The following is a 24,429-nucleotide window of genomic DNA, read 5'->3' as shown; positions in this document are numbered from 1 at the left end:
ATGCCGTCACAAAGGGTCAGAAACGGGAGGTCACCTAGGGAAACATTTCGTCACGAACCGCCGAAAAGCCTTGATCCAGCCGCCCGCCTGTGCATCTGGCGGAACAGTCAGGCCAAGGGTTGGCCGGCCGCGGCCAGCGCGGCGTCGTAGCGTTCCAAGGCGATGCTGGCGAGGACCGGCGAGGGCAGGAGCGGCGCCGTCACAAGGTCCGCGCCGGCCTTGGCCAGCTGGTCATGGAAGAAGCCGGGCGCCAGGAGATAGGAGGCGATGACAACCCGGCCACCCAGGTCCACTCCTCCGGCCGAGTCCCCCGCGCCAGCACCCCCGGCGGCCTCCTCGCGGAGCATGGCCACGGCTTCCGGCACCGAGGGCTTGGCGGACGCGCCGTACGCGGCCACGATCCGGTTGGACCGCAGGGAGCGCAGCTGTCCGGCAAGTTCCTCGACGTTGCCGGAGGCACTGGGGTCGGAGGACCCGGCAGCGGCGAGGATCACGGCGTCGTTGTCCGTTACGCCTGCCTCGCGCAGTCGCTGGTCCAACAGCGCCGCCAGCCGCGGGTCCGGCCCCAGCGGCGAAGCGGCAAGAGTGTCCGGCCGGCTCTTCACGGCCCGGGCGATGTCCACCTTGACGTGGTAACCGACGCTCAGCAGCAGCGGAACCACGACGGCGGTCTCCCCCGCCGGGAGCCCCGCCACGACGGCCGGCAGGTCCGGGTCCTGCACGTCGACGTAGGCCTCGCGGACGTCCAGTCCGGGCCGGAGCGCGGCGATGCCGTCCCGGAGCGCGTTGACCTCCGCGGCTCCGAGCTTGCTGGACGTGCCGTGGGCGCAGGCGATCAGGATGGGGCTATTCATAGCCGTTAGCGTAACCTTGGAGCCGCCCCATCCGCCGCCTAATTATCGACCGGGACGCTTCATGACCTTCTCCTTCAGCTTTGTCCTGGTCTGGCTTGACCTCGCCGGCGTCTTCTTCTTTGCAGTCTCCGGATCGCTGCTTGCGGCCCGGAAGCAGTTCGACATCATCGGCTCGCTGCTCCTGGCCTCGGTGGTGAGCCTGGGCGGGGGCGTCATCCGCGACATCATCATCAACGCCGGGCCGCCGGTCGCGTTCACCAACCCGGCCTACCTCGCACCTCCCCTGCTCGCCACGGTCCTGGTGTACTTCCTGTTTTCCAGCGTCCAGCGCTTCACCTCGCTGCTGGTCCTGTTCGACGCCGGCGGGCTGGCACTGTTTTGCATCACCGGCACCCTCAAGGCCCTGGCCGCCGGGATGAATCCCGTGGCTGCCGTCCTGCTGGGAGTCACGACGGCGGTGGGCGGCGGCCTGCTGCGCGACATCACTGCCAACGAGGTTCCGCAGCTTTTTGACCCCAAGGACATCTATGCCTTGCCGGCGTTTGCCGGGGCGGCCTCCACCGCGATCCTGTCCCTCACCGGAACCTTCACCGCGGTCTCCGCCACCGCCGTCACCGCCGTCGTCTTCGCCTTCCGGGTCACGGCATGGCGCCGCCACTGGCACGCCCCGCTGGCCGTGCGCGGCTGGCACCGGCTCGGCCTGGGCACGGCGGAAAACGGCCGCTAGGGATTAGCTAGGATAAGACCATGACTGACATGTTCCTCGAGAAATTCCGCGCGCTTGTACCGAAGTATCTCGAAGACGAATGGCAGGAAGAGGATGGCCTCGCGGCCGACGAACTCGACGCCGCACTGGCCGAACACCAGTTCCAGATCCCGCTGGTCCTGCGCGAGTTCTACCTGGCCGTCGGGGGCTGCGAGGACCTCATGGAGGCCTACCACTATTTCTGGGACCCGGAAGAGCTCGAAGTCGATGACGAGGGCTTCCTCATGTTCCTCGAGGACGAGGAAGAGCAGTTCACGTGGGGTTTCCGCGTCGGGGACCTCAGCGTCCCGGATCCGATCGTGTACCGCCGCAACAACGCCCGCGGCCAGTGGAAGAGCGAGGAAGGGACCTTCTCCGAATTCGTCTTCGACATGTTCGAGTGGGCCTTCAACGACGAGGACGAAGACTAGGCGGAGCCCTGCGGAAGATCGACCGCCGGTTCTCCCCACGTTTGGCCTCCTTCACCGGAGTATCGGGGCGAACCGCCGGCGTTCTGCGGCGTCGGAAGTTCATACATGGGGGAGTTCAGCGGATGACGCGGCCGCGCAGCACCTGCCACACCTCATCAACGATCCTCTGCGGGTTGTAGACCACGTCCTGATACCCGTACCGGAGCACGGCGTAGCCCGCCAGGGTGCTGGCGTTGTTCCGCCCCCGATCCTTCTTGACCTGAGCGCGCTCAAGGTGGGTGCTTCCGTCGATCTCCACGATCAGGAACCCCTCCAGGAGAAAGTCCACAATGCCGATTCCCGGCAGATGCACCTGCGTCTGGGTATAGATTCCCTGGCTCCTGAACAGCAGCCTGGCGACGACCTCTATTGCAGAGTCCGCCGTAGCGTCGACCAGGTCCAGGATTCCGCGGGCGGCCCCGTTACGGTTTCCCGGCAGCCGCTGCCGGAGGTAACCGAGTGTCGTGCGGCCTTGCAGCAGGGCACTTTCCACCATGACGGCGGCCTCAACCGGGGGTAGGCATCGCAGCGCATGCAGCAGGGTGTCTGTCAGTCCGGCCACGGGGCGTGGGAACTCCGGCGGCACCACGCTACCGCGGTGGATGACTGCACCGGCTGCCGAGCCGTGCTGGCACAGGAGATGCAGCCGCTGGGGCGCGTGGAGCCGCCAAAGCCCGTGGTGCGTTGTCGCCGAGACGCAGCTCAGCAGGCCGTTGGCCAGAACCGCGGCCACGAGGTCAGGCGCCGCGCCCGCCTGTGCCACAATTCCGTGGCGCAGGCGGGCGACTTCCCCTGCCGCAACCGCATTCCTGATGCTCCGCGCCGAGAAGCCTGCCTGCAACAGCGTCCCGGTCCGGGCCACCGAGCCGGCGTACCTGAGGTAACTGGTGAGGTCCATGAACCCAGCACAGTCCGGAACTGGGCCCACCGACAGCTGCTTGGACGCGTATGTGGAAACTCCCGACGCCGATTCTCCCCAACTTTGGGGCCAGCTGACGGCGTGCCCCAAGGCTTCCGGGCGTTGTCTGCTCGAGAAGTGGGAGATTCCGAACCGGCATCGGCATCCCGGCGTCCTGACAACGGAATCCCAACACCGAAAAACTGTGACAACTTATTTACAGATACCCCTAGACAGCATTACAAACTTGTCATAGTCTCTTTCTTGGGTTCACCAAATGCCTCCGGTGGATCTGATGCGAACGGAGAAATGGCCCCGGTTCGGCACAACGGAAGACTCGAACGTTGTGAGGAACCGGGGCCATTCCGTTGATGAAGCGGCAAGCCTGAAGCGCCCAGGCGGCGGTGCAAGGCGGCAGTGCAAGTCGGCGGCGGGACAGCGCCCAAGCGGAATTGCCGGCAGCGCCCAAACGGCAGAACGGCAGAACGGGCGACTCCGGCCAGCCGACGTCGCGGGGTGGCTAGCTGCTGCGGTCCACGACCGCGTGGGCGAAGCTCGTCAGCGAGGCCTTGACGACGCCTTCAGGCAGCGGCGCAAGGGCGGCAATGGCCTCCTCGGCCCAGGCGCGCGCGACCACCCACGATTCTGCGGTGACGGGGTGCTCCCGGAGTCCGGCCACGGCGGCCGCCAGGGCCTCGTCAGAGCTGAGGTCGCCGTCGATCAGCTTCAGCAGTTCGACGGCGGACTGGTCCCCGTCGCGGGCGGCGTTGCGCAGCAGCAGCACGGGCAGCGTCGGGACGCCTTCGCGCAGGTCGGTTCCCGGCGACTTGCCGGACTTGACCTTGATCCCGGTGACGTCAATGACGTCGTCGGCGAGCTGGAAGGCGACGCCCACTTTCTCGCCGTATTCGACCAGCAGGGCCTCGTAGGCCTCGTCTGCACCGGAGAAGATTGCGCCGAGCTGGCCGGAGGCTGCCACCAGCGAGCCCGTCTTGTCCGCGATGACGGAGAGGTAGTGCGCCACGGGGTCCTCGTCCGGACGCGGCCCCACGGTCTCGTGCAACTGGCCCAGGCAGAGCCGCTCGAAGGTCCGCGCCTGGATGCCCAGCGCACGCGAGCCGAGTTCAGAGACCAGGATGGAGGCGCGCGCGAAGATGAGGTCGCCGGTCAGGACGGCGACGGAGTTGCCCCAGACCTCGTGGGCCGTGGGTGCGCCGCGGCGGAACGGCGCGGAGTCCATGACGTCGTCGTGGTACAGGGTGGCGAGGTGCGTCAGTTCAACGACGACGGCGGCCTGCACCACGGCGGGCCGGGAGGCGTCGCCCAGGTGGGCGCACAGCAGGGTCAGGAGCGGGCGGATGCGCTTGCCGCCGGCTTCCACGAGGTGACGCGACGTTGCGTCAGCCAGCGGATCGGAGTTGGCAATGGCTTCGCGCAGCTTCTTCTCGACCCGCGCCAGGTTGGTGGTGATCGCGGGGCCCAGTTCGGGGTCGCCAGCGATGGCCGCGAAGCCTGCCGGCAGTTGGAGGCCGGTGGCGATCGCCGTGGTGTTGAGGCTGGGTTCAGAGCTCGGCAGGCCGTGTCCGGCGTGCGTCCAGCTTTGGTCTGCAGAGTTGGTCACGGGTTAACCCTAACTTCAGTTGCGGAAACCGCGGAGTTGGTGCCGGAGTGCGGATCGCTGTCCGTGGTGGGCATGGCCTGGTTGGACGTGGCGGGGACCAGGGATTCCAGGACCCGGATGACCCTGTCCTCGCAGCCCTTGGCGGCCGGATCGGTCAGATTCGCCAGCATCCGGACCACGAACCGCATGAGCACAGGAATGGGCATGCCCGTGCGGAGGGCCAGTTTCATGACCGCCGGCTTGCCGATCAGGGCGGCGAAGGCCCGCCCCAGCGTGAAGTGCGAGCCCCACTGCTGCTGCACATAGTCGGCGTACCGCGCCAGGTGCGCATCGGCGGCTCTGGAAGCCGCCGCCCCGGACCCCCAGCCGGCTGACGCGGAGCGGGCGGCGGCGTCGATGATGAACTCCGCGGCGAAGCGGGCGGACTCCATGGCGTAGGAGATGCCCTCTCCATTGAACGGGGACACCATGCCGCCGGCGTCGCCGAGCAGGAGCAGGCCCGGCGAATAGTGCGGGGTGCGGTTGAATCCCATCGGCAGGGCTGCGCCGCGAATCTCCCCCACCTGGTTCTCGGGGGTGAAGCCCCAGTCCGCGGGCATGCCGGCGGTCCACTCGCGCAGGACCTGCTTGTAGTCCAGCTTGCCGAATTCCTTGGACGAGTTCAGGATGCCGAGGCCCACGTTGGAAGTGCCGTCGCCGACGCCGAACACCCAACCGTAACCGGGCAGCAGCTTCCCGTCGCGGCCGGGAAGCTCAAGCCAGCCTTCCATCCAGTCGTCCTCGTGCCGGGGCGAGGTGAAGTAGGTCCGCACGGCCACGCCAAGCGGCCGGTCGTCGCGCTTCCGGATGCCCAGCGAGACGGCGGTGCGCGTCGAGTTGCCATCCGCGGCAAGGACGACGTCGGCCGTGAAGTCGCGCGTTTCGCCCGTCTTGCGCCCGGCGTCGTCCAGCAGTGCGGCCCGGACGCCCGTGACACGGCCGTCCTCGGAGCGCAGAGCCTCGGTGACGCTGTGGCGCTCCAGCACGACGGCGCCCGCGGACCGGGCGTGCCGGGCCAGCTGCTCGTCGAAGCCGAGGCGGGTCCGGATCAGCCCGTACTGCGGGAAGTCGGAGACCTCCGGCCAGGGCAGTTCGATCGTGCGGCCGCCGGCGATCAGGCGCAGGCCCTTGTTCCGGCGCCAGCCCTCGGTTTCCGGATGCGGGAGTCCCAGCTTCTGGATCTCGCGGACGGCACGCGGAGTCAGGCCGTCACCGCAGACCTTTTCGCGGGGAAAGCTGGTTTTCTCCAGCACCGTGACATCAATGCCGGCTTTGGCAAGGTAGTAGGCGGCGGTGGAACCAGCCGGTCCTGCTCCGACAATCAGTACATTCACAGCAGGTATCGGCTAACGTCCGGGCCGGGTGATGTTGCGGCGCAGTTTGGCCACCGGTCCGGTGTGGGCGGCAAGCGCCGTTGCACCCGCGGCGTGGCCGGCTTCGGGGCCGGCCGGCTTCTGGGCGCGGTGCACGGCGACAATGCCGCCGCTGAGGTTGCGGTAGGTGACGGATTCCCAGCCGGCCTCCTGCAGCCACGCGGCCAGGTGGTCCTGGTCCGGCCAGGCACGGATGGACTCGGCCAGGTAGACGTAGGCGTCCGGGTTGGACGAAACCTTGACGGCGATGGCCGGCAGAGCCCGCATGAGGTATTCGGTGTACATGGTGCGCCAGAGCGGCACCACGGGCTGGGAGAACTCCGCGATGACCAGCCGGCCGCCCGGCTTGGTGACCCGCAGCATCTCGGCCAGGGCCTTCTTGGGCTCATTGACGTTGCGCAGACCGAAGGAGATCGTGCTGGCGTCAAAGGTGTTGTCCGCGAACGGCAGGCGGGTGGCGTCCCCGGCGATGAAGTCGATGTCCGGGCGGCGGCGCTTGCCGACCTTGAGCATGCCAAGGGAGAAATCGCAGGCGATGACGTTGATGCCGGCGTCAGCGTAGGGCTCGCTGGACGTGCCCGTGCCGGCGGCGAGGTCCAGCACGCGCTGGCCGCCCGAGACACCCACTGCCTCCACCACTACCTTGCGCCAGCGGCGCGTCTGCCCCATCGACAGGACATCGTTGACGACGTCGTATTTGGGGGCGACGTCGTCAAACATCGTGGCTACTTCGTCCGGACGCTTATCCAAGGATGCTCGGTTCACCATGACATTGTCTCAAATGATCGGCTCCCCCACGAACGGGCCGCCAACCATCGCCGCTTTCACCTGCGGCAACGGCCGCGGCCGCCGCGTCGAGGGCCCGCCAAACCCCGTATATCCACGGTCGGGACGATCACGGGCTAGTGTTATGCCATCATGACGAGCACGTTCCGCACCTTGACAGTCCCCCTCGATGCCGAAACTTTCCCCGGGGGCCTGCCGTCGTTTCTGGTCCGGGACGACGTCCTCTGCTGGACCCGCCGCGAGGCCGGGCTCGTGGGCTTCGGCGAGATCGCCCGGTTCACCGCCACCGGCCCCGAGCGGTTCCTGGAAGCGGACATCTGGTGGCGGCACCTGGTCCTGGAGGCGGACATCGAGGACGCCGTCGACTGCCCCGGCACCGGACCGGTCGCCTTCGGCTCGTTCGCCTTCTCCAAGGCTTCCGCCCACGAGTCCCGCCTATTAGTCCCCGAAATCGTTGTGGGGCTCCGCGACGGCCAGGCCTGGCTCACCCAGCTCACGTTCGACGACGGCGAACTCACCGAAGCCGGCGCCCGCGCCGCCCTGGACCGCTGGCTTCGCAGCGGCCGGGCGGCAGAGGACAATGGCAGCGCCGACGGCGCTGTGGTGGACGGCGCTGTGGACGACCCGGCGCCGGGAGCCGCGCAGGCCGGCGCCGCCGTCGTACGCCCTTTGCCCCTGGCCGCCGGCGCAACGCTGCACACCGGCTCGCTCAGCGAGGAAGACTGGATGGCCGCCGTCGCCGCCGGGGTCAAAGAGATCCGGACCGGCGCCCTGGAGAAACTGGTACTGGCCCGGGACATCGTGGCAACCGTCCCCACCGGCGTCAACGCCGCGCAAGTCCTGCGCGAACTCTCCGGGCGGTACCGCGAATGCTGGACGTACGGGGTGGACGGTCTCGTGGGGGCCACACCAGAGATGCTGATCCAGGTGGAGGGCCGCACCGCACAGGCCCGCGTCCTGGCCGGCACCCTGGACCGCCGCGACGCCGACGGCATGGCAGGCTCCCCGCTGGAGTTCGCCGAACGCGTGCTGGCCGGCTCCGAGAAGCAGCGGCACGAACACGACATCGCGATCCAGTCCCTGACCACACAGCTGGCCCCGTTTTCCGAGGCCATGAACGCGCACAGCGAGCCGTTCATCCTGGAACTGCCCAATGTGTGGCACCTGGCCTCTGATGTGAAGGCGGAGCTCACCGAGGTGGAAGGCCACGTCCCCACGTGCCTGGCCCTGATCAACGCACTGCACCCCACGGCGGCGGTCTGCGGCACTCCCACCACCGTCGCCGGCGCACTGATCCGCAAGCTGGAGCACCTGGACCGCGGCCCGTACGCCGGGCCGGTCGGCTGGCTCGACGCCGCCGGCAACGGCGAATGGGGCATCGCGCTGCGGGGCGCGGTCATCGAATCCCCGCAGACGGTCCGGCTGTACGCGGGCTGCGGCGTGGTGGATGGCTCGGTGCCCGAGACCGAGCTCGCCGAGACCTGGGCGAAGTTCCGCCCGATGCTCGAGTCGCTCGGCATCAGCAGCTAGCCTGGGCCGGGTCTGCGGCGCCGTCGGGCCGTCACATTCGGAAGAAATCCGGGATTCCAGACAGTTCGAGCATTCTGGACGTTGCTTTTGGGTCTGGTTTTGTTATCCAATAGTGAAACTTAGTTTTCTGTGACGCACATCTCATGTTCGGCGCTACACTATAGACCGGCCTCGTAACGCATCCCTTCGGCAACAAAAGGTAATAAAATGCAGATCTCCCGTTCGCTCCTGAGCAACCCCGCGCTGAAGGCCGCCACGGTCCTTGCTGTGAGCGCCTTGGCCTTGACGGCCTGCACGAACGCTTCAGAGACCGGCACCTCCGGGGCGGCTACCGCTTCCGGCAGTGCCGCCGCCAGCTTCGATCCCAGCACGGTCAAGAAGGACGACGCCCTGGCGGCCATGGTGCCTGACGCGATCAAGTCCAAGGGCACCCTGACCGTGGGCTCGGATACCTCCTACGCCCCGGCCGAATTCCTCGGCACCGACGGCCAGACCCCGGTGGGGTACGACGTCGACATCGCCAAGGCGATCGGCGCGGCACTGGGTCTGAAGGTCCAGGTCCAGACGTCCGAATTCACCGGCATCCTTCCGGCCCTCGGCCCGAAGTACGACCTCGGCATCTCCTCGTTCACGATCAACCCGGAGCGGCTCGCCGCGGTGAACATGGTCAGCTACTTCAACGCGGGCACCGCCTGGGCCGTGCAGAAGGGCAACCCGAAGAAGGTTTCCCTGGATGACCTGTGCGGCAAGTCCATCGGCGTCCAGACCGGTACCGTCCAGGAAGATCCGGACCTCTCGGGCCGCAACAAGAAGTGCGTCGACGCGGGCAAGCAGCCCATCAACATCGTCACGCTGAAGACCCAGACGGATATCACCACCCGCCTGGTCAACGGCAGCATCGATGCGATGGCAGCCGACTCCCCCATCATCGGCTACGCGCTGACCCAGACCAACGGCCAGCTCGAGAAGCTGGGCGATGTCTACGACTCCGCTCCCCAGGGCATCGCCGTCGCCAAGTCCGATACTGCTCTGGCCGACGTCGTCCAGAAGACTCTCACCAAGCTGATGCAGGACGGTTCCTACAAGAAGATCCTTGAGGGCTGGGGCAACGGCGACGGCGCCATCACCAAGTCCGAGGTCAACCCGGCGGTCGGCTAATGAGCATCCCCACAACCAATCACAAATCAGGTGTACAGATGGACAGCCATCAGGACAGCCACACAGCACCAGTACTAAATAAGGCGGTGCCGGTGCGGCACCCCGGCCGCTGGATCAGCGCCGTCATCATTATCGGCGCGTTGGCTCTCTTCCTGCAGAGCCTGTTCACGAACCCCAATTTCCGCTGGGACGTCGTGGGCGCCTACATCCTGGACACCAAAGTGGTCCAGGGTGTCGTCTGGACCTTGGTCCTAACGGTTGCCTCCATGATCCTGGCCATCATTCTGGCCATCCTCCTGGCCTTCATGCGGCAGTCGGAGAACCCTGTATTCCGCTGGTCCAGCTGGACCTGGGTCTGGTTCTTCCGCGGCACCCCGGTCTACACCCAGTTGATTTTCTGGGGCCTGATCGCCGTTCTCTACCCCAAGATCAGCGCCGGTGTGCCGTTCGGGCCGGAGATGTTCAGCGTGGACACCAGCACGGTGGTCACCGCAACGGTGGCGGCGATCCTGGGCCTTGGCCTCAATGAATCCGCCTACCTCGCGGAAATCTTCCGGGCCGGGCTCAAGTCCGTGGACCAGGGCCAGATGGAAGCCGCCGAGGCTCTGGGCATGGGCAAGACCAAGATCATGTGGCGGATCATCCTGCCGCAGGCGATGCGGGTAATCGTGCCGCCGACCGGGAACGAAACCATCGGCATGCTCAAGACCACCTCGCTGGTCCTGGCCGTGCCCTTCACCCTGGACCTCACCTTTGCCACCAACGCCCTGGCGAACCGGACGTACCTGCCGGTTCCCCTGCTGATCGTGGCGGCTATCTGGTACCTCGTCATCACCAGCCTCCTGATGGTGGGCCAGCACTTCATCGAGGCCTACTACGGCAAGGGCGTGGACAACCGGGCCCCCGCCACTGTGAACCCCGCAGCGGCCAAGGCTGCCGCGGCCGTGGCCCCAAGCGCCGACGCCGAGCCGGCACTCAAGATGGACTTCCCCGAGGAGGAGGCGAAATGACGATCACCACTGAGAAACCGCTGGTACAGATCGAGGGCCTTCACAAGTACTACGGCCAGCACCACGTGCTGCGCGGGATCGACCTGAACGTCAACCAGGGCGAGGTGTCGGTGGTGATCGGCCCGTCCGGTTCGGGCAAGTCGACCATGCTTCGCTGCGTGAACCTGCTGGAGACCATCAGCGCCGGTCGCATTTCCGTAGGCGGGGAGCTGATCGGCTACCGCGAGGTCAAGGGCAGGCTCCATGACCTGAAGGCCAAGGAGATCGCCGCCCAGCGCCGCGAGATCGGCATGGTGTTCCAGCGCTTCAACCTGTTCCCGCACAAGACCGCGCTGCAGAACATCATGGAAGCTCCGGTCCAGGTCAAAGGCCAGTCCAAGACAGTGGCACGGAAGCGTGCCTTGGAGCTGCTGGACCGGGTGGGTCTCGCGGACCGCTCCGGCCATTACCCGAACCAGCTCTCCGGCGGCCAGCAGCAGCGTGTTGCTATTGCCCGGGCCCTGGCCATGGACCCCGAGCTCATGCTCTTCGACGAGCCCACGTCCGCGCTCGACCCCGAGCTCGTGGGCGACGTCCTGAACGTGATGAAGGACCTCGCCAAGTCCGGCATGACCATGATCGTGGTGACCCACGAGATCGGCTTCGCCCGCGAAGTCGGCGACCGCCTGACGTTCATGGACGGCGGCGTGGTCGTGGAGTCGGGCGACCCACGCGAGGTCCTGGCCAACCCGCAGCACCCCCGCACCAAGGAATTCTTGAGCCGGGTGCTGTAGCCCGACGCGCAAGGCGCCTATCGATGCGCAAATGCCCTGTCGCTACCGTTATTCGGGTAGCGACAGGGCATTTGCGCGTCGTGGGACAGATTGCGCGTCATGGCCACACGGCCGAACGGGCTCGACGGCGGGGCACACCGAACGCGGCCAGCTTCTGTTCCAGCCGGCCGGGCTCCGTGAGGTCCGCCCAGACCCACCGCACCACCCGGAGCCCCATCGCCCGGATCCGGTTTTCGCGCTCTTTCTCGTCCACGACGGCCTGCGATGCGGTCCTGCCCCGAAGGTATTCGGGTTTCAGATATTTCTCGACGCCGTCGAACTCGCCCGCCAGCCGTGCAGTTTCCCAGTAGTAGTCGGTGTAGCCCGCGAGGCCGGCGCTGTCCCGGACTTCGTGCTGAAGTTCCGGCGGTTGGAAGCCGGCCACCCACATGAGCCCGCGGCTGTACGACTCGCCAGGGGACCCGGACCGCGGATCCGCGAACTCCACGGCAGTCCTGATCCGCAGCGCAGCCGCCGCTGTGTAATTGCCGTCGACACCCGCCAGCAGCATTTCCTTAGAGAGCGCGGGCAACCCTTGGGCTGCGTCCGGCCGGAGTACATGGTCCAAGGGAACAATAGCTTGGGCAAACGGTGTAAAGGCAGCGAGATCCAACACCGTGCGGACCCGCCCCGTGACCAGAAGGCCTTCGCGCCGGAACACCTTGAGACCGTCCGGGGCCGCGTAGTGCCGCTGGACTCCTGCACGCGAGCGTCCGCCAGCGTTCTGAAGCGTCAGGGCATGGACCGGATGGCGCTGTCCAATGGTTGGAACTCGCCACACGGACGCGGCTGAGTGCCTGGCAAAGACTGTCGGTGCCGTGAATGCCTCCGCCGCCGCGCTAACCCGGAGCCGGTATTGTTCCCAAGGCTGGAGCGCCCGCCACGCCTCCCCATCGACGTAGACGCCTTGACGCACGCGAACAAGCACCCCTGACCGGCAGCGTTTGGCGAGCTCTTTCGGTGTGAGGCCCTGCTGGACATGCTCACGGGCCAGGATCAGCCTTGGTAGTTCCTTCATGGAACGAAGATCGCAGCACGGGGGCGGCGGCGCCATGACCTACCGCCCGGGTGTGGACAACCCGACGCGCATTCCGTTCTGCGACGCGCAACTTACCCATCGCGGCGGGTATTCCGGCGTCGGTGGGTATTTTGCGCGTCGAAAACCGGGTTAGGCCTGCGGGACGCCTTCCACGGCGGCCTCGACGGCGGCCCGGATGGCGCGGTGCAGTTTCCCGAGGCTGTGCCGGTCCGTGCGCACTTCGATGATGCTGCGGCCTTCCACCGGGCGGGACAGCGCGTCGGCGAGTTCCGCCGTCGTGCCCACCAGACGGTGCGCGACGCCGTAGGCGGCCGCCAGCGCGGCGAGATCCACCCGCTGCGGGGTCGCGAAGAGGCGTTCGACGGCGTTGCCGTAGCGCCCGGCCGCGGCCACCGCGCCGTGCTCCAGGAGACCAAAGATGGCACCGCCTGCGTCGTTGAGCACCACGATGCGCAGCAGGGGTTCGGCCTCCCCGGCACCGAGGAGGAGCCCGCCGGCGTCGTGCAGGAACGTGACGTCACCCATGAGCACTGTCGTTTCCTGGCGCCCGCCGAGCGCGATGCCCGTGGCGGTGGACGTGGTGCCGTCGATCCCGGCGAGGCCGCGGTTGGCGAACATGGTGGCCTGCGGTTCAGCGGGCGGTGCCCCCGCGAGGTCGACGTCGCGGATCCCGTTCGACGAGCCCAGCACCAGCTGCCCGCGGCTGTGTTTCCAGACCTCGGCGCCGACGGACGGCCCGGTCGCAGCCGGGGACGCGGCAAGGACCAGGTCCACGGCGCGCTGCGCGGCGGCACCTGCCATCAGCCAGGCATCGAGCCACGCGGCAGACCCGCGCCCGGCGAACTCCGCCAGGTCCGCGAGGCTTTCCAGTGGCAGTTCGGTCCGCCGGCCGGGTTCGTACCAGGCTACGGGGACGGGCTGGTACAGGGCCGACGGCACGTCCGCCCTGGCCAGGAGCGCACTGACCGGCCGGGAGAGCGTCGGCCGGCCGAAGAGGACCACGCGTTCGATCGGCTGGGCGGAGTCCGCGCCGAAGTGGTCAATCAGCAGCCGGTAGGGCCCGACGGCGTTGGGGCCGAACCGGGCATTGGAGGAGGGTTCAGCCAGCAGCGGCAGGCTGTGCGCGCGGGCGAAAGCCTCGGCGACCGGGCCGGCGTCGTGCCCGGCCAGCACGACGGTGCGGCGCTCCGGCAGGGCCGGTGGCGCGGCCGGAAAGTCCAGCACCAGGGGGTTCCGGGCGGCCCGGTAGACACCGCGCCCGGTTTCAACGGGCAGGGCGTCGCCCTCCGCCGGGACCAGCGGGTCGCGGAAGGCCAGGTTGAGCTGGACCGGCCCGGGAGGCGTGTCCTCGAAGGCTCCGGTGGCTGCGCTGAGTGCGGTTTCCACGGCGCGCTGCGGATCGCTGCCCGCAGGGACGTCGACGGCGAAGCGAACGTGCTCGCCGAACAGGTCCAGCTGCACGGTGGTCTGGTTGGCCCCGGTCCCGCGCAGTTCCTCGGGCCGGTCGGCGGAGAGGACCACGAGCGGCACCGCGGCGTGGTTTGCCTCCATCACTGCCGGCAGGAGATTGCCGACGGCGGTCCCGGAGGTGGTGAGGACGGCGACCGGGGCCCCCGTGGAGAGGGCGAGGCCGAGGGCCGTGAAGCCTGCCGAGCGCTCGTCGATCCGGACCAGCAGCTCCAGCCGGCCGGCGCTTTCGGCTTCGGCCAAGGCATAGGCCATGGGCGCCGAGCGGGAACCCGGGGACACCACGACCTGGCGCACCCCGGCGTCGAGCAGGGTGCTGACGGCGATGCGCGCTGCCTCCACCGCGGACAGGCCGGACGTCGAGGACGCGCCGGCGGAGGTCACATGTTCTCCGGCGTCTCGATGCCCAGCAGCTCCAGCCCGCCGGACAAGCGGCGCAGCACCAGGGCGCACAGGGCCAGCCGGGACTCCCGGACGGACTCCTCGGCCTTGAGTACCGGGCACTGGTCGTAGAAGGAGGTGAACAGCTGGGCGAGCTCGAAGAGGTAGCCGCAGAGCCGGTGCGGCTCCAGCGCATCCCGGACCTTGTTCAGCGTCGTGTCGAACTCCAGCAGGTGCAGGGCCAGCGCACGTTCCGCGGGTTCGACGACGGCGATCGCCGTGGCAGGACCGCCGGCCCGGGCGCCGGCTGCGGAAGTGCCGTCGGCGACAGTGCCGCCAGCGCCGCCGTCGGTGAACTGCTCCAGAACCCCGGCCTTGCGCAGGATGGACCGGATCCGTGCGGCCGCATACTGCACGTAGGGTCCGGTGTTACCGCTGAGGGCGAGCATGCGGTCGAAGTCGAAGACGTACTCGGTGTCGTGGCCGGTGGAGAGGTCGGCGTACTTGACGGCACCGATGCCCACCTGGCGGGCGGTCACGGCGCGTTCCTCGTCGCTGAGCTCGGGCCGGCTGGCGTCGATGACGGCGCGGGCGCGGTCCACGGCCTCCTCGAGCAGGGCCATGAGTTTCACCGGGGCGCCGGAGCGGGACTTGAGGATCTTGCCGTCCTCGCCGAGCACGTTGCCGATCTGCACGTGGACGGCCTCGACCGTGTCCGGAAGCCAGTCGGCGTCCCGGGCGGTGGCCATGACCATCCGCAGGTGCACGTTCTGCGGGGCACCCACGACGTAGAGGACGCGGTCTGCCTCCAGCTCACGGACCCGGTAGCGGATGGTGGCGAGGTCCGTGGTGCCGTAGCCGTAGCCGCCGTCGGACTTGCGGATGATCAGCGGCAGCGGCTGCCCGTCGCGGCCCGAAAAGCCGTCGGGGAAGGTGCACAGGGCGCCGTCGCTGATCCGGGCGAGGCCGCGCTCCTCAAGCTCCTGGCACAGTTGTGCCAGATGCTCGTCGTAGGAGCTTTCGCCGGCGATGTGGTCATCGGTGAGGCTGATGCCGAGCATGGAGTAAATGGCGTTGAAGTAGCGCTTGGACTGGGCAACGAGCCGCTGCCAGACCGCGAAGGTCTCCTCGTCGCCGCCCTGGAGGGCAACGACGCGGAGCCGGGCCCGGGTGGCGAAGCCGTCCGCGTCGGCGGCGGAGGAATCGAACTTGGCCCGGGCAGCCTGGTAGAACGCGCTGGGGTCATCCACCAGCAGCGCCGCTTCCGGGGAGTCCTCGCCGATCTCCAGCCAGTGCTCGATCAGCATGCCGAAGGGGGTGCCCCAGTCGCCGATGTGGTTCTGCCGGATCACGGTGTCGCCGAGGGCCTCGAGCACCTTGACCAGGCTGTCCCCCACGACGGTGGTGCGCAGGTGGCCGACGTGCATTTCCTTGGCGACGTTCGGGGAGGAATAGTCGACGACGACGCGCTGCGGTGTTGCGGCGGGCGTGACGGCGGTGGCCTTGGACGCGGCTTCGGCCGCCTCAGCGTTGAGCAGTTCCTCGATCCACGTGCCGTCAAAGCTCAGGTTGATGAAGCCGGGCCCGGAAATTTCGACGCCGGTGCAGATGCCGTCCAGGTTCAGGGCATCCACGATCTTTGCCGCGGCATCCCGCGGCGGCAGGCCGGCCTTCTTGGCCAGGGCCATGGCGGCGTTGATCTGGATGTCGGCGAATTGGGAGGGCCTGACCACCGGGTCCGTCTGCCGGAACTCTTCGCCGAACGCGGTGGCAATTGCAGCCTGGACTCTGGGGACAACCAATTCAGCCGGATTATTCACAGTCCCAAATTATCAGTAGGAGCCCTCCCCCGATGCTCGGCCGCCCTCAGGAGCAACGCACTCAGAAGCAACGCGGGGTCAGATATCGCCCATGCAGGGCGGCCAAAGTCACATGGGCGTGAAGTGACCCCGCGTTGCTGTGGCCCGAAAGGTGGTTAGGCGTCGGCGCGGAGCACCTGGACCACAGACGGGCGCGGGGCGCGCGCCTGGCCTGGCTTCGGCGTCGCTCCGGCAGCGACGTAGTCCGGGAAGTAGGAGTGCTGGTCGGCGAAGGTGCCTTCCTCCCCCGGGTGCTGAACGGCAACGAAGACCGTCCGTTCGTCGTCGTGGATCACCGGGCCGCAGGTCTCGGCGTCGCGCGGGACGGCGAGGAACTGCTCCACCTTGCCCCGGTCGGCACCGTCCAGGGTGACCTTGAAGAGCCCGTCGGCGTAGCCGATGCTGGACGGCGCACCGTCGGTGGAGATCCACAGGTTGCCCACGGAGTCGAAGGCCACGTTGTCCGGGCAGGAGATCGGCGAGACCTGGCTGGGCGGGAATCCGGCGAAGTAGGCGGCCGAGTTCTTTGCCGGATCCCCGCAGACCATGAGCAGGTTCCAGCCGAACGTGGTGGACGTCTGGTCCCCGGTCTCGGTGATTTCGACGATGTGGCCGTCCCGGTTCAGGGTGCGGGGGTTAACCTCGGTGGCACCCTCCTTGCCGGTCTTGCCGCGGTCCGTGTTGTTGGTGCAGACCACATAGACCTTGCCGGTGTGCAGGCTGGGCTGGACGTCTTCGCAGCGGTCCATCTTCGTGGGGCCAACCTTGTCTGCGGCGAGACGCGTGTAGACCAGCACTTCCTCCACGGACATCCCCGCCACCTTTGACTGCCCGCCCACAACGAGCGGCAGCCATTCGCCGGAGCCGTCGAATGTGCCGTCGGCGGGGAGTTTCCCCGAGCCGTCGAACTCTGCCGGCGCGGAGTTGCCGGTGAACTTGGCAACGTAGAGGTCGCCCTCCGAGAGCAGCGTCAGGTTGTTCTTGCGGTCCTCCGCCGTCGTGCCGGGGCGGTACGTTCCGGCCGAGACAAACTTGTAAAGGTAGTCGAAGCGTTCGTCGTCGCCCATGTAGGCCACCACGTGACCGGACTTGGCGACGATCAAGTTGGCGCCCTCGTGTTTGAAGCGGCCCATCGCGGAGTGCTTGCGGGGCGTGGACGCGGGGTCGAACGGGTCAACTTCCACGATCCAGCCGAAGCGGTTGGCCTCGTTCTCGTAGCCGGGGTTGCGGGTGTCGAAGCGCGGGTCATCCAGTTCCCACTGGCGCGCGGTGGGCTTGCTGGTCAGTCCGTAACGCTTGTCCGAGTCGGACGTTCCGGGCGCGGCGAAGTAGCCGTTGAAGTTTTCTTCGCCGGAGAGGATGGTGCCCCACGGCGTGGTTCCGCCGGAGCAGTTGCCCAGGGTGCCCTTGATGGCCCGGCCGGAGGGATCGGCGGTGGTCTTCAGGAGGGCGGATCCGGCAGCCGGGCCGTCGAGTTCGTAGGTGGTGTCGGTCAGGAAGCGGCGGTTCAGTCCGGCGCCTTTGACGTAGCTCCAGGGCTTGTTCTTGTTCTTCCGCTCCAGTTCCACGACGGTGAGCCCGTGGGCGGCCCGGCCGATCGCGCGGGTCTCGGCGGCGTCGAACCCGGCCGGCAGCATGATGTTTTCGTTGGTGTATTCGTGGTTCGTGAAGAGCACTGCCCGGCGGTCCTTGGAGCCGTCGATCGGCAGGATGTCCGTGTAGTCGTTGTTGTAGCCGAATTGGCGGGCCTGTGCGGCTGCGCTCTGGTGGTCGACGTCGAACGCCGGGGAGTCGTTGAACAGCGGGTCGCCCCAGCGGATGACCGGCTGCCAGGTGAAGCCGGCGGGGACGGTGAGCTTGTCCACGGCGGCGTCCACCGGCGCGATGGCCGTGAACTGCAGCTTGGATGCACCGAGGCCGTCTTTGGCGGCGGCCGCGAGGCCCGGGCCGCCGTCGGCCACTGCCGTGCCGGCGGACGTCACCGTGTTGCCGAGGACGACGGCGAGCGCGCCGGCGGCGCCGAAGCCGAGTGCTGCGCGGCGGGACATCGTGGCGGAGGCGATGTCCCGGAAGTAGCTGTTGCTGCTGGTGTTGCAGACCTCGCCTGAACAGGCGTTGTCGCATTTGAGCGCGCACGTGACAGGGCTGCGTTTGCCCTTCGTGTGGCCAAGCATGGGGAGCAGGGAAAAGGTGCGTCCGGAGGATGCGGGCATGGAGAGACCTTCCAAGGGGTGCGTGCGGTGCGGTGGCACCCACCCTTCCAGCCACGGGCTACGCGAAGCCGTCCCCCGGGTGAAGAAGCGGTGAACGGCGCTGTCCCTACCGGCCCCGTGGCCCTACCCGACGCTGTGCCCTACCGGACGGGCGGGGCGGCCAGCACCGCGTGCACGCGCCGCAGCCGCTCCAGCCACCAGTCCCGGCGTTCCGGAGAGGCGGCATGAGCGGCCAGGAGCTCCGGCGCCGGGCGGACGTCGCGGAGGGTGATCGCGCCGTCGTCGGCAACGAGGGAGTCGTGCGTGACGTCCGCGGCGAGCAGGGACACCGTCCCCAGGCCGCAGGCATAGGGCAGCTCCGGCAAGACGGCGGCGAGGGCCAGCCCGGCCCGGATTCCCACGGAAGTGTCCAGCGCGGAACTCACGACGGCGGGGAGCCCCGCCTGCGCCACAATCTCAAGGGCGCGCCGCACTCCCCCGAGCGGTGCGACTTTAACCACGATCAGGTCCGCGGCGCCGGCGCGTGCCACCTTGAGGGGGTCGTCCTCCTTGCGCACGCTCTCGTCAGCGGCTATCAGGACGGGGACGCCGGCGGCCCGGAGCCGGCGGCGGACTTCGGCGAGGCCCGCGATATCAGGAACGGGCTGTTCGGCGTATTCGAGTCCGACGGCGGCAAGCCGCGTCAGTGCGGTGACGGCCTCGGGCACGTCCCAGCCGCCGTTCGCGTCCACCCGGATCGCGGCATCCGGCAACGCCTCCCGGACGGCCGCCACCCGGGCGGCGTCGTCGTCGAGGCTCTGGCCGCGCTCGGCAACTTTGACCTTGACCGCGTCCACCCGACCAAAGCGGGCCAGGACTTCGGGCACCCGGTGTGCCGGCACGGCAGGCACTGTGGCGTTGACCGGGATGCTGTCCCGCAACGGCGCAGGGAACCCTGACCACCCGGCCTCGATCGCGGCCGCAAGCCAGCGGGAGGCCTCGGCATCCTCATACTCCGGGAAGGGACAGAATTCGCCCCAGCCCAGGGGGCCGCGGAGCAGGAGGGCCTCGCGCTGCAGGATGCCCCGGAACTTCACACGCATCGGCAGGCTCACCACATGGGAACCGGCAAGGAGCTCATCAAGGCCGGGCAGGGATGCATCGGAATGTGGCGGTGTGCCGGCGGCAAGGGGGTCCAGGGAATGTGGGTCCAACGGCTGTGGGTCGAGGGAATGGGCGGGCATGATGCCACTGTACTGGGACACTCTGTACTGGGATGCTCCGTACTGGGATGCTCTGGGCTGGAACGTTCCGGACTGGGACGCCGTGAACCCATATGCCGGGCTGAGACGCTGTCACGGGAAGCGGGCCCCTGATTGGGGCGGGGCCCTTGATTGGGCCGGCGTCGACTGGGGGTGAGTTCCTGGACCAGGAAACTCGTCTCCGCCGGCCCCGCTCAAGGAGCGTACTGCCGGGGACAAGCCGCGCCGGCACTGTCGACTCTACGAATCGCGTTCCGGCATGGCACGAGTAGTGTGTACTCGTTTTTTGTCCGGACACTACCCTCGCGCCGCGCGTCCGGTCCATCAGGTGGCGTGGAGGGTTCTGTGGGAGCCTTGATGGCATGACTTTTCGGCAGGAACCCACCCCACGGGACCCGTCTGCCCCAGTCTCTGGAACACCAATCCCTGAGACGCAGATCCCGGAGACGCAGGTCCTTCAGGCCCAGGCGCCCAGGACCTCCGCGCCAGCGGCCCGGGCGCCAAGGGCCCGGGCAACGAAGACTCAGGCCCCCAAGACCCGGGCCGGCACGACTCCGGATCCGCGGGCGCGGTGGTCTCCGGGCAGGGGCACGGCCGCCCTGTTCGTTCTGGCCACTGTCGCCTGCATCGCCGGGCTGGCCGCAACGTATTTCTTCTTTGTCCGCACCACCACGGGCCAGTTCATTGACGAGTCCGCCCTTGTGGAAGCGGTGGCGCTCAGCGGAACCGCGGGCAAAGCCGCCACCAAGTTGCTGGACTGGCTGCCAGCGCTCTGTGTCGTGATCGCGTCAATCGTGGTCATCTTCGTCACCATTCTGAGGCGACGCTGGGCTGCAGCCGGGATCGCGATTGCGGCCTGCGTGGGCGCCAACCTGGCCACGCAGATCCTCAAGGACCTGCTCCCGGTCCGGCCGTACCGCGGCGTCGAGACACTGGAACTGAACTCGCTGCCCTCCGGCCACACCACCATGGCGGCCTCGGCCGCCGCCGCCGTCTTCCTCATGGTCTCGCCGCGCTGGCGGCCTCTTGCCGGCTATCTGGGCGGCAGCTTCGCCGTCGCCACCGGCGTTTCCACCCTGATCAACCAATGGCACCGCCCGGCCGACGTCGTCGCGGCATTCCTCGTGGTGGGGGCGTTCATGCTCCCGGCCGGCTGGCTGATCATCCGCACCGGCCCGCGCTGGAACGTCTGGGACGGTTACGGGGAGCACTGGGCCTCAGCCAGGATATGGGTGGCGCTCCCCGTACTCACCGGACTTGCCGCGGCCGGGGTGGCAGCCTACGCCTTGCTGAGCATCGGTCCGGGTGGGCAGGAGATCAGCACCACCAGCTACTTCTGGGCAGGGACGTCCCTGATTGTCATCGCGGGCTACCTCGCCACCGTGGCGGCCGTGTGGCTGTTCGGCCTTGCCGCACGACGGCGGGACGCGTAGCAGCGAGGGTGCATAGGCCGCCTGGCTAACCCGGTGGCGCCGTCCGGGGGCGCTTTGACACGGACACGCCGGGGATACCCGGCGTCGCCACCGAAAAGCCCTTCAAAGTGCCCCCGCACGGAACGCACCCCTGGTGGAGTCGCACCCAAGGGCCGGCCGCCCGGAAACCTGCAGCCAGCGGGAGCAGGTCAGTAGTTCCGCCGGTATTTGAGCCGGGGAATGGTGACGGCGAAGACCGCCGCAGCAGCGAAGCCCAGCACGCCGGTGGCGGCCACCCCGGCCCCGAGCGAGACTGCGGCCGTCACGCCGGAGAGCAGCACGGGTCCGCCGGTAGAGCCGGCATCGGCCATGAAGCGCCAGATGCCGAGGAACTGGCCGCGGCCGGCGTCCGGCGAGAAATCGGCCCCAAGCGTCATGTTCAGGCCGGAGCTGATGCCGTTGCCGAAGCCGATCAGGAGCGCCGCCAGCATCAGGGAGACGAAGCCGGTGCTGAGCGGGATCAGCACCATGGCGGTCCCCATGATGAGGGTGGACGGCACGGCCACCCATTGCCGGCCCTTGCGGTCCATGAGCCGTCCCGCGGGGTAGAACACCAGCATGTCGATGGCCCCGGAGATCCCGTAGATGAGGGAGGCCTGGGTGGGGTCCAGGCCCAGATGGTCGGCCCACAGCGGGATGACCGCCTGACGGGAGGCCCGGATCGCGCTGAGCAGAAGGACCCCGCCTCCAACGGTCAGGAAGACGCCGGCGTGGGACACGGCGATGCTGCGCAGGGTGGGCTGTTGCCGGGGAACGCCGTCCTCGGGCGCCGGGGCTGCCTCGAGGTCGGGGATGGTGACGGACACGGCTGCCGCGGCGGCCATGGCCACGACGCCGACCCAGTAGGCGCCGGTGATGCCGGCAAACTGCATGACGGCGGCGCCGATGAACGGGCCGATGAAGATCCCGATCCTGTTGACGCCGCCGAGCGTGGACAGGGCCCGGGCCCGGAGCATGACCGGCACGGCCTCGGTCAGGTACTTCTGCCGCGCCAGGCTGAAGACGCTGGCGGCCATGCCGACCACCACCATCGCCGCCGCCAGCACCCAGAGTCCGCCGGGAAACAGCGGAGCGACTGCGGCGGCGGCGAGGGCCGCCGCGCTGGCGGCCGCGGCCCCCACGATCGCCCAGCGTTCGCCGAACTTCAGGGTGATCAGGGACGCCGGCAGGTTGAAGAACCAGGATCCGAGGCCGATCAGCGTCACGATCAGCGCAGCACCGGCCACGGAGGCGCCCAGATCGCGGGCGGACAGGGCAACCACCGGCAGGATCGCGCCCTCGCCCAGGCTGAACATGAGAGCCGGCCCGAAGGCGGGTACGGCGATACTGCGGAGGCTGAACGGGGCGAGGCGTGTGGTGGTCATCCCCTTCATCCTAGGCAACCGGCGGGCGCTCCCAGGTTTAGGCGTCGAAGTGGGTGCGGACTTCCTCGCTGGTGAGGTTCCGGAGCACGTCCGCGGCGACTTCTCTCAGCTTCTGGTTCCGGTTGCTGGACACCCGGGTGAGAATGGCCATGGCCTGCTCCTGGGAGCAGCGGTTCTGGGCCATGATCACGCCGCACGCGAGGTTGATAGACGTACGGTTTTCCAGGGCGGCCTGCAGGTCCTCGGCCCGGGACTGGAAGGTCCCTAGCCGCACGGCCAGCCGGAGGGCACGGCCGGCGAGATCGGCGAATCCGGCCGCTTCGGCGATGATGTCCTCGGTGAAGAGCCCGGTGTCCGGCGCGAAGAAGTTCAGGGCCGCGGCGGCGTCCTCGCCGATTTCCAGCGGGACACCCAGCATGCTGCGGCAGCCCTGGGCTGCAAGCTGGCGCTGGTAGTCGGGCCAGCGGGGATCGGTGTCGACATCCTCGAGCAGGACCAGGGCCTTGGTCCGCAGCGCCTCGATGCAGGGGCCGTCGCCGAGGCTCTGCTCGATGCGGTCCAAGGTGACCGCCCGCGGGCTGCTGCCCGCGACCGTCATGGTCCGTTTCCGGCGCTGCAGCGTGACGCCGCAGTCAATCTCGGCGTCGGCGGTGCGGCTCAACGCAGCGGCCGAGAACGCGGCGAGCCGGCCCAGGAAGTCCTCGACATTTTCGGTTCCCAGAAGAAGGTCCTGGAGGTGCAGGGCGGCGTCTTCCCCGATTGAGTTGTTGGCCATGCCTTAATCTACCGCGGCAGTCCGGGCACGTGGGCCTAGACGTATCCGTCCACGATTGCCGCGGCAATCTCCCGGTAGGCGCGCCGCGTTTCGGGGCGGAGCACGTCCAGGGTGACGAGGTCGCCGTCGGCCACGCCGCGGTCGTGCGGGACCGCGATCAGCTGCCGGCAAATGCCGGACAGGTGTTCCTCGATCGCGTCCTTGTCCACCCGCGTGGACACCTCGTCCTTGTCCGTGATGACAACTACGGCGTTGCGCGCCAGGTCCTCGTAGCCGTGGCTGGCCAGCCAGTGGAGGGTGCTGCGGGCGCGCTTGGCGCCGCTGACGGCGTACCCGGCCGCGATGATCAGGTTGTCCGCAGATTGCAGGATGCCGCTCATGGCATTGTGCGTGACGCCGGTGCCGCAGTCGATCAGCGCCACCGAGTAGTAGGCGGAGATGAGCTTGCGGATCCGCAGGTATTCCTCTGCCGTCAGTGAGTCCGACACCTCGGGGTCCTGTTCACCGGCGATGAGGTGGAGCCTGCCGGCATGGTGCATGTAGCGGGCCAGGGCAGTGAGCGAATCGACGGAATCGATGTTCTTGAGCAGGTCCGTGATGGTGCGCGGGCTCTGCTGCTGGTAGATCCCCTCGCCGAGGGCGCGCTCCACAAGGTCGCCGGAATCAGGGTTGGCGTCAATCGCGCACGGCGGATCGCCGCGGAACTCGGCCAGGGTCAGTCCGACGCCCACCGTCGTGGAGGTCTTGCCGATACCGCCCTTGAGGCTCAGGACAGCCGTGTTGTAGCTCCCCTGGAGCTGGCGGGAGATGCGCCGGGCGAGCTCGTCCTCTTCACGCTGCCGGGCGCTCGGCCCCAGGTTCAGCCCGCCACCGGTCAGCTTGTAAAGGGCGCCGCGGAACCCGCCGATGGGCCGGGGCTTCTGCTCCCGGACAAAAAGGCCCGGGGAACTGATGAAGTCAGGCACGGGGGCGTCTGCCAGGGCGGCGGCCCGGCTGGCCGAACGGGTGGCGCGGGTCGGCTGGGCAGGCACGGCAGGAGCAGCCTCGGGGGCAGGCGGTTTCAGGACGGGGTCCTTGGACGGTTTTGCAGGCTGCGTGCGCGCGGGCGCGTCGGCTGCAGCGGCAGCCTCCGCCCAGGAACTGCTCGGCGCCGTGGGGCGCTGTTCGGCCTGGTTGCTGGAGATGATGGGCATGGTTCCTGTCCAGGCGTCGGAGTCGTCACCGCGGCGGCGGTCTCTCCGGCGCGGGAGTTGGGCCTGCTCTGCAGCTGCGTCAGCTTCAGGGCGGCCGGTGGCGGTCTTGTTTTCGACCGGTTCTGGCAT

At 68.3% G+C, this 24,429-nt stretch carries 20 protein-coding genes; 7 read left to right on the top strand and 13 right to left on the bottom strand.

All coding sequences use genetic code 11. From position 1 onward, the window contains the following. Window positions 1-107: 107 nt before the first annotated feature. Window positions 108-854: a sirohydrochlorin chelatase gene (locus ACVWYS_RS02930; RefSeq protein WP_456509325.1), complete on the bottom strand. Its 747-nt coding sequence runs from the start codon at window positions 852-854 to the stop codon at window positions 108-110. A 61-nt stretch (window positions 855-915) separates the two neighbouring features. On the opposite strand from ACVWYS_RS02930, the gene ACVWYS_RS02925 reads away from it, so the two are divergent. Together ACVWYS_RS02925 and ACVWYS_RS02920 are read left to right on the top strand one after the other, a co-directional pair. Then, on the top strand, window positions 916-1,581 hold the full coding sequence (locus tag ACVWYS_RS02925) for a trimeric intracellular cation channel family protein (protein WP_456509324.1): 666 nt from the start codon (window positions 916-918) through the stop codon (window positions 1,579-1,581). 20 nt (window positions 1,582-1,601) lie between these two features. After that, a complete protein-coding gene (locus tag ACVWYS_RS02920) occupies window positions 1,602-2,030 on the top strand; it encodes a hypothetical protein (protein ID WP_116765213.1) in 429 nt (142 codons plus the stop codon). Between the two features lie 115 nt (window positions 2,031-2,145). On the opposite strand, the gene ACVWYS_RS02915 is transcribed toward ACVWYS_RS02920, so the two are convergent. The 4 genes from ACVWYS_RS02915 to ACVWYS_RS02900 all read right to left on the bottom strand — a co-directional run bounded on the left by ACVWYS_RS02915 (window position 2,146) and on the right by ACVWYS_RS02900 (window position 6,765). Beyond that, window positions 2,146-2,967, bottom strand: coding sequence for a DUF559 domain-containing protein (locus ACVWYS_RS02915; RefSeq protein WP_456509323.1), 822 nt, complete (start codon window positions 2,965-2,967; stop codon window positions 2,146-2,148). Window positions 2,968-3,487: 520 nt separating this feature from the next. Beyond that, window positions 3,488-4,588 (bottom strand): polyprenyl synthetase family protein, encoded by a 1,101-nt coding sequence (locus ACVWYS_RS02910; RefSeq protein WP_091251256.1) that lies wholly within the window; start codon window positions 4,586-4,588, stop codon window positions 3,488-3,490. Then, window positions 4,585-5,961, bottom strand: coding sequence for a geranylgeranyl reductase family protein (locus ACVWYS_RS02905; RefSeq protein WP_456509322.1), 1,377 nt, complete (start codon window positions 5,959-5,961; stop codon window positions 4,585-4,587). Before ACVWYS_RS02905 ends, ACVWYS_RS02910 begins: the two co-directional genes overlap by 4 nt. Window positions 5,962-5,973: 12 nt before the next feature. Next, window positions 5,974-6,765, bottom strand: coding sequence for a demethylmenaquinone methyltransferase (locus ACVWYS_RS02900; protein ID WP_456509120.1), 792 nt, complete (start codon window positions 6,763-6,765; stop codon window positions 5,974-5,976). 153 nt (window positions 6,766-6,918) lie between these two features. Here ACVWYS_RS02900 and ACVWYS_RS02895 point away from each other — a divergent pair, with 153 nt between their 5' ends. The 4 genes from ACVWYS_RS02895 to ACVWYS_RS02880 all read left to right on the top strand — a co-directional run bounded on the left by ACVWYS_RS02895 (window position 6,919) and on the right by ACVWYS_RS02880 (window position 11,257). Then, window positions 6,919-8,316, top strand: coding sequence for an isochorismate synthase (locus ACVWYS_RS02895; RefSeq protein WP_456509321.1), 1,398 nt, complete (start codon window positions 6,919-6,921; stop codon window positions 8,314-8,316). A 207-nt stretch (window positions 8,317-8,523) separates the two neighbouring features. After that, window positions 8,524-9,474, top strand: a complete 951-nt coding sequence (locus ACVWYS_RS02890) for an ABC transporter substrate-binding protein (protein ID WP_344361858.1) — start codon at window positions 8,524-8,526, stop codon at window positions 9,472-9,474. 38 nt (window positions 9,475-9,512) lie between these two features. Next, on the top strand, window positions 9,513-10,484 hold the full coding sequence (locus ACVWYS_RS02885) for an amino acid ABC transporter permease (protein ID WP_344361856.1): 972 nt from the start codon (window positions 9,513-9,515) through the stop codon (window positions 10,482-10,484). Beyond that, window positions 10,481-11,257 carry an amino acid ABC transporter ATP-binding protein gene (locus ACVWYS_RS02880; RefSeq protein ID WP_344361854.1) on the top strand — a complete coding sequence of 259 codons (777 nt, stop codon included), beginning with the start codon at window positions 10,481-10,483 and terminating at the stop codon, window positions 11,255-11,257. The genes ACVWYS_RS02885 and ACVWYS_RS02880 overlap by 4 nt, the downstream gene beginning before the upstream one ends. 97 nt (window positions 11,258-11,354) lie before the next feature. Here ACVWYS_RS02880 and ACVWYS_RS02875 read toward each other — a convergent pair whose 3' ends face one another. The 5 genes from ACVWYS_RS02875 to ACVWYS_RS02855 form a co-directional block, all read right to left on the bottom strand. Beyond that, window positions 11,355-12,314 carry a hypothetical protein gene (locus ACVWYS_RS02875; protein ID WP_456508369.1) on the bottom strand — a complete coding sequence of 320 codons (960 nt, stop codon included), beginning with the start codon at window positions 12,312-12,314 and terminating at the stop codon, window positions 11,355-11,357. 150 nt (window positions 12,315-12,464) lie between these two features. Beyond that, window positions 12,465-14,186, bottom strand: coding sequence for a 2-succinyl-5-enolpyruvyl-6-hydroxy-3-cyclohexene-1-carboxylic-acid synthase (gene menD / locus ACVWYS_RS02870; RefSeq protein WP_456508368.1), 1,722 nt, complete (start codon window positions 14,184-14,186; stop codon window positions 12,465-12,467). Next, window positions 14,183-16,003 (bottom strand): arginine--tRNA ligase, encoded by a 1,821-nt coding sequence (gene argS, locus ACVWYS_RS02865; protein ID WP_456508367.1) that lies wholly within the window; start codon window positions 16,001-16,003, stop codon window positions 14,183-14,185. Before argS ends, menD begins: the two co-directional genes overlap by 4 nt. A gap of 155 nt (window positions 16,004-16,158) precedes the next feature. Continuing rightward, a complete protein-coding gene (locus ACVWYS_RS02860; protein ID WP_456509320.1) occupies window positions 16,159-18,255 on the bottom strand; it encodes a PhoX family protein in 2,097 nt (698 codons plus the stop codon). 140 nt (window positions 18,256-18,395) lie between these two features. Then, window positions 18,396-19,478: an o-succinylbenzoate synthase gene (locus tag ACVWYS_RS02855; RefSeq protein ID WP_344361843.1), complete on the bottom strand. Its 1,083-nt coding sequence runs from the start codon at window positions 19,476-19,478 to the stop codon at window positions 18,396-18,398. A gap of 380 nt (window positions 19,479-19,858) precedes the next feature. Between ACVWYS_RS02855 and ACVWYS_RS02850 the strand changes: the two genes are divergently transcribed. Beyond that, entirely contained in the window at window positions 19,859-20,929 is a 1,071-nt protein-coding gene (locus ACVWYS_RS02850) for a phosphatase PAP2 family protein (RefSeq protein ID WP_344361841.1), read from the top strand. Window positions 20,930-21,117: 188 nt separating this feature from the next. On the opposite strand, the gene ACVWYS_RS02845 is transcribed toward ACVWYS_RS02850, so the two are convergent. Genes ACVWYS_RS02845 through ACVWYS_RS02835 form a run of 3 tightly spaced genes read right to left on the bottom strand, consistent with a single transcriptional unit; the run spans window position 21,118 to window position 24,429 of the window. After that, window positions 21,118-22,332 carry an MFS transporter gene (locus ACVWYS_RS02845; RefSeq protein ID WP_344361839.1) on the bottom strand — a complete coding sequence of 405 codons (1,215 nt, stop codon included), beginning with the start codon at window positions 22,330-22,332 and terminating at the stop codon, window positions 21,118-21,120. A gap of 37 nt (window positions 22,333-22,369) precedes the next feature. Beyond that, window positions 22,370-23,107 carry a GAF and ANTAR domain-containing protein gene (locus ACVWYS_RS02840; RefSeq protein ID WP_456508365.1) on the bottom strand — a complete coding sequence of 246 codons (738 nt, stop codon included), beginning with the start codon at window positions 23,105-23,107 and terminating at the stop codon, window positions 22,370-22,372. Between the two features lie 35 nt (window positions 23,108-23,142). Continuing rightward, complete coding sequence (locus ACVWYS_RS02835) at window positions 23,143-24,429, bottom strand: MinD/ParA family ATP-binding protein (RefSeq protein WP_456508364.1); 1,287 nt, start codon at window positions 24,427-24,429, stop codon at window positions 23,143-23,145.

It is taken from the genome of Arthrobacter sp. TE12231 (assembly GCF_054062895.1).
Note: the sequence above shows the minus strand (reverse complement) of the source record. Positions and strands in the feature narration are given on the sequence as shown.

Excerpts from the sequence above, each read along its gene's own strand:
- ACVWYS_RS02930 (WP_456509325.1), bottom strand. The coding sequence starts at position 854 with ATGAATAGCCCCATCCTGATCGCCTGCGCCCACGGCACGTCCAGCAAG.
- ACVWYS_RS02925 (WP_456509324.1), top strand. The coding sequence starts at position 916 with ATGACCTTCTCCTTCAGCTTTGTCCTGGTCTGGCTTGACCTCGCCGGC.
- ACVWYS_RS02920 (WP_116765213.1), top strand. The coding sequence starts at position 1,602 with ATGACTGACATGTTCCTCGAGAAATTCCGCGCGCTTGTACCGAAGTAT.
- ACVWYS_RS02915 (WP_456509323.1), bottom strand. The coding sequence starts at position 2,967 with ATGGACCTCACCAGTTACCTCAGGTACGCCGGCTCGGTGGCCCGGACC.
- ACVWYS_RS02895 (WP_456509321.1), top strand. The coding sequence starts at position 6,919 with ATGACGAGCACGTTCCGCACCTTGACAGTCCCCCTCGATGCCGAAACT.
- ACVWYS_RS02890 (WP_344361858.1), top strand. The coding sequence starts at position 8,524 with ATGCAGATCTCCCGTTCGCTCCTGAGCAACCCCGCGCTGAAGGCCGCC.
- ACVWYS_RS02885 (WP_344361856.1), top strand. The coding sequence starts at position 9,513 with ATGGACAGCCATCAGGACAGCCACACAGCACCAGTACTAAATAAGGCG.
- ACVWYS_RS02880 (WP_344361854.1), top strand. The coding sequence starts at position 10,481 with ATGACGATCACCACTGAGAAACCGCTGGTACAGATCGAGGGCCTTCAC.
- ACVWYS_RS02875 (WP_456508369.1), bottom strand. The coding sequence starts at position 12,314 with ATGAAGGAACTACCAAGGCTGATCCTGGCCCGTGAGCATGTCCAGCAG.
- ACVWYS_RS02860 (WP_456509320.1), bottom strand. The coding sequence starts at position 18,255 with ATGCCCGCATCCTCCGGACGCACCTTTTCCCTGCTCCCCATGCTTGGC.
- ACVWYS_RS02855 (WP_344361843.1), bottom strand. The coding sequence starts at position 19,478 with ATGCCCGCCCATTCCCTCGACCCACAGCCGTTGGACCCACATTCCCTG.
- ACVWYS_RS02850 (WP_344361841.1), top strand. The coding sequence starts at position 19,859 with ATGACTTTTCGGCAGGAACCCACCCCACGGGACCCGTCTGCCCCAGTC.
- ACVWYS_RS02845 (WP_344361839.1), bottom strand. The coding sequence starts at position 22,332 with ATGACCACCACACGCCTCGCCCCGTTCAGCCTCCGCAGTATCGCCGTA.
- ACVWYS_RS02840 (WP_456508365.1), bottom strand. The coding sequence starts at position 23,107 with ATGGCCAACAACTCAATCGGGGAAGACGCCGCCCTGCACCTCCAGGAC.
- ACVWYS_RS02835 (WP_456508364.1), bottom strand. The coding sequence starts at position 24,429 with ATGCCAGAACCGGTCGAAAACAAGACCGCCACCGGCCGCCCTGAAGCT.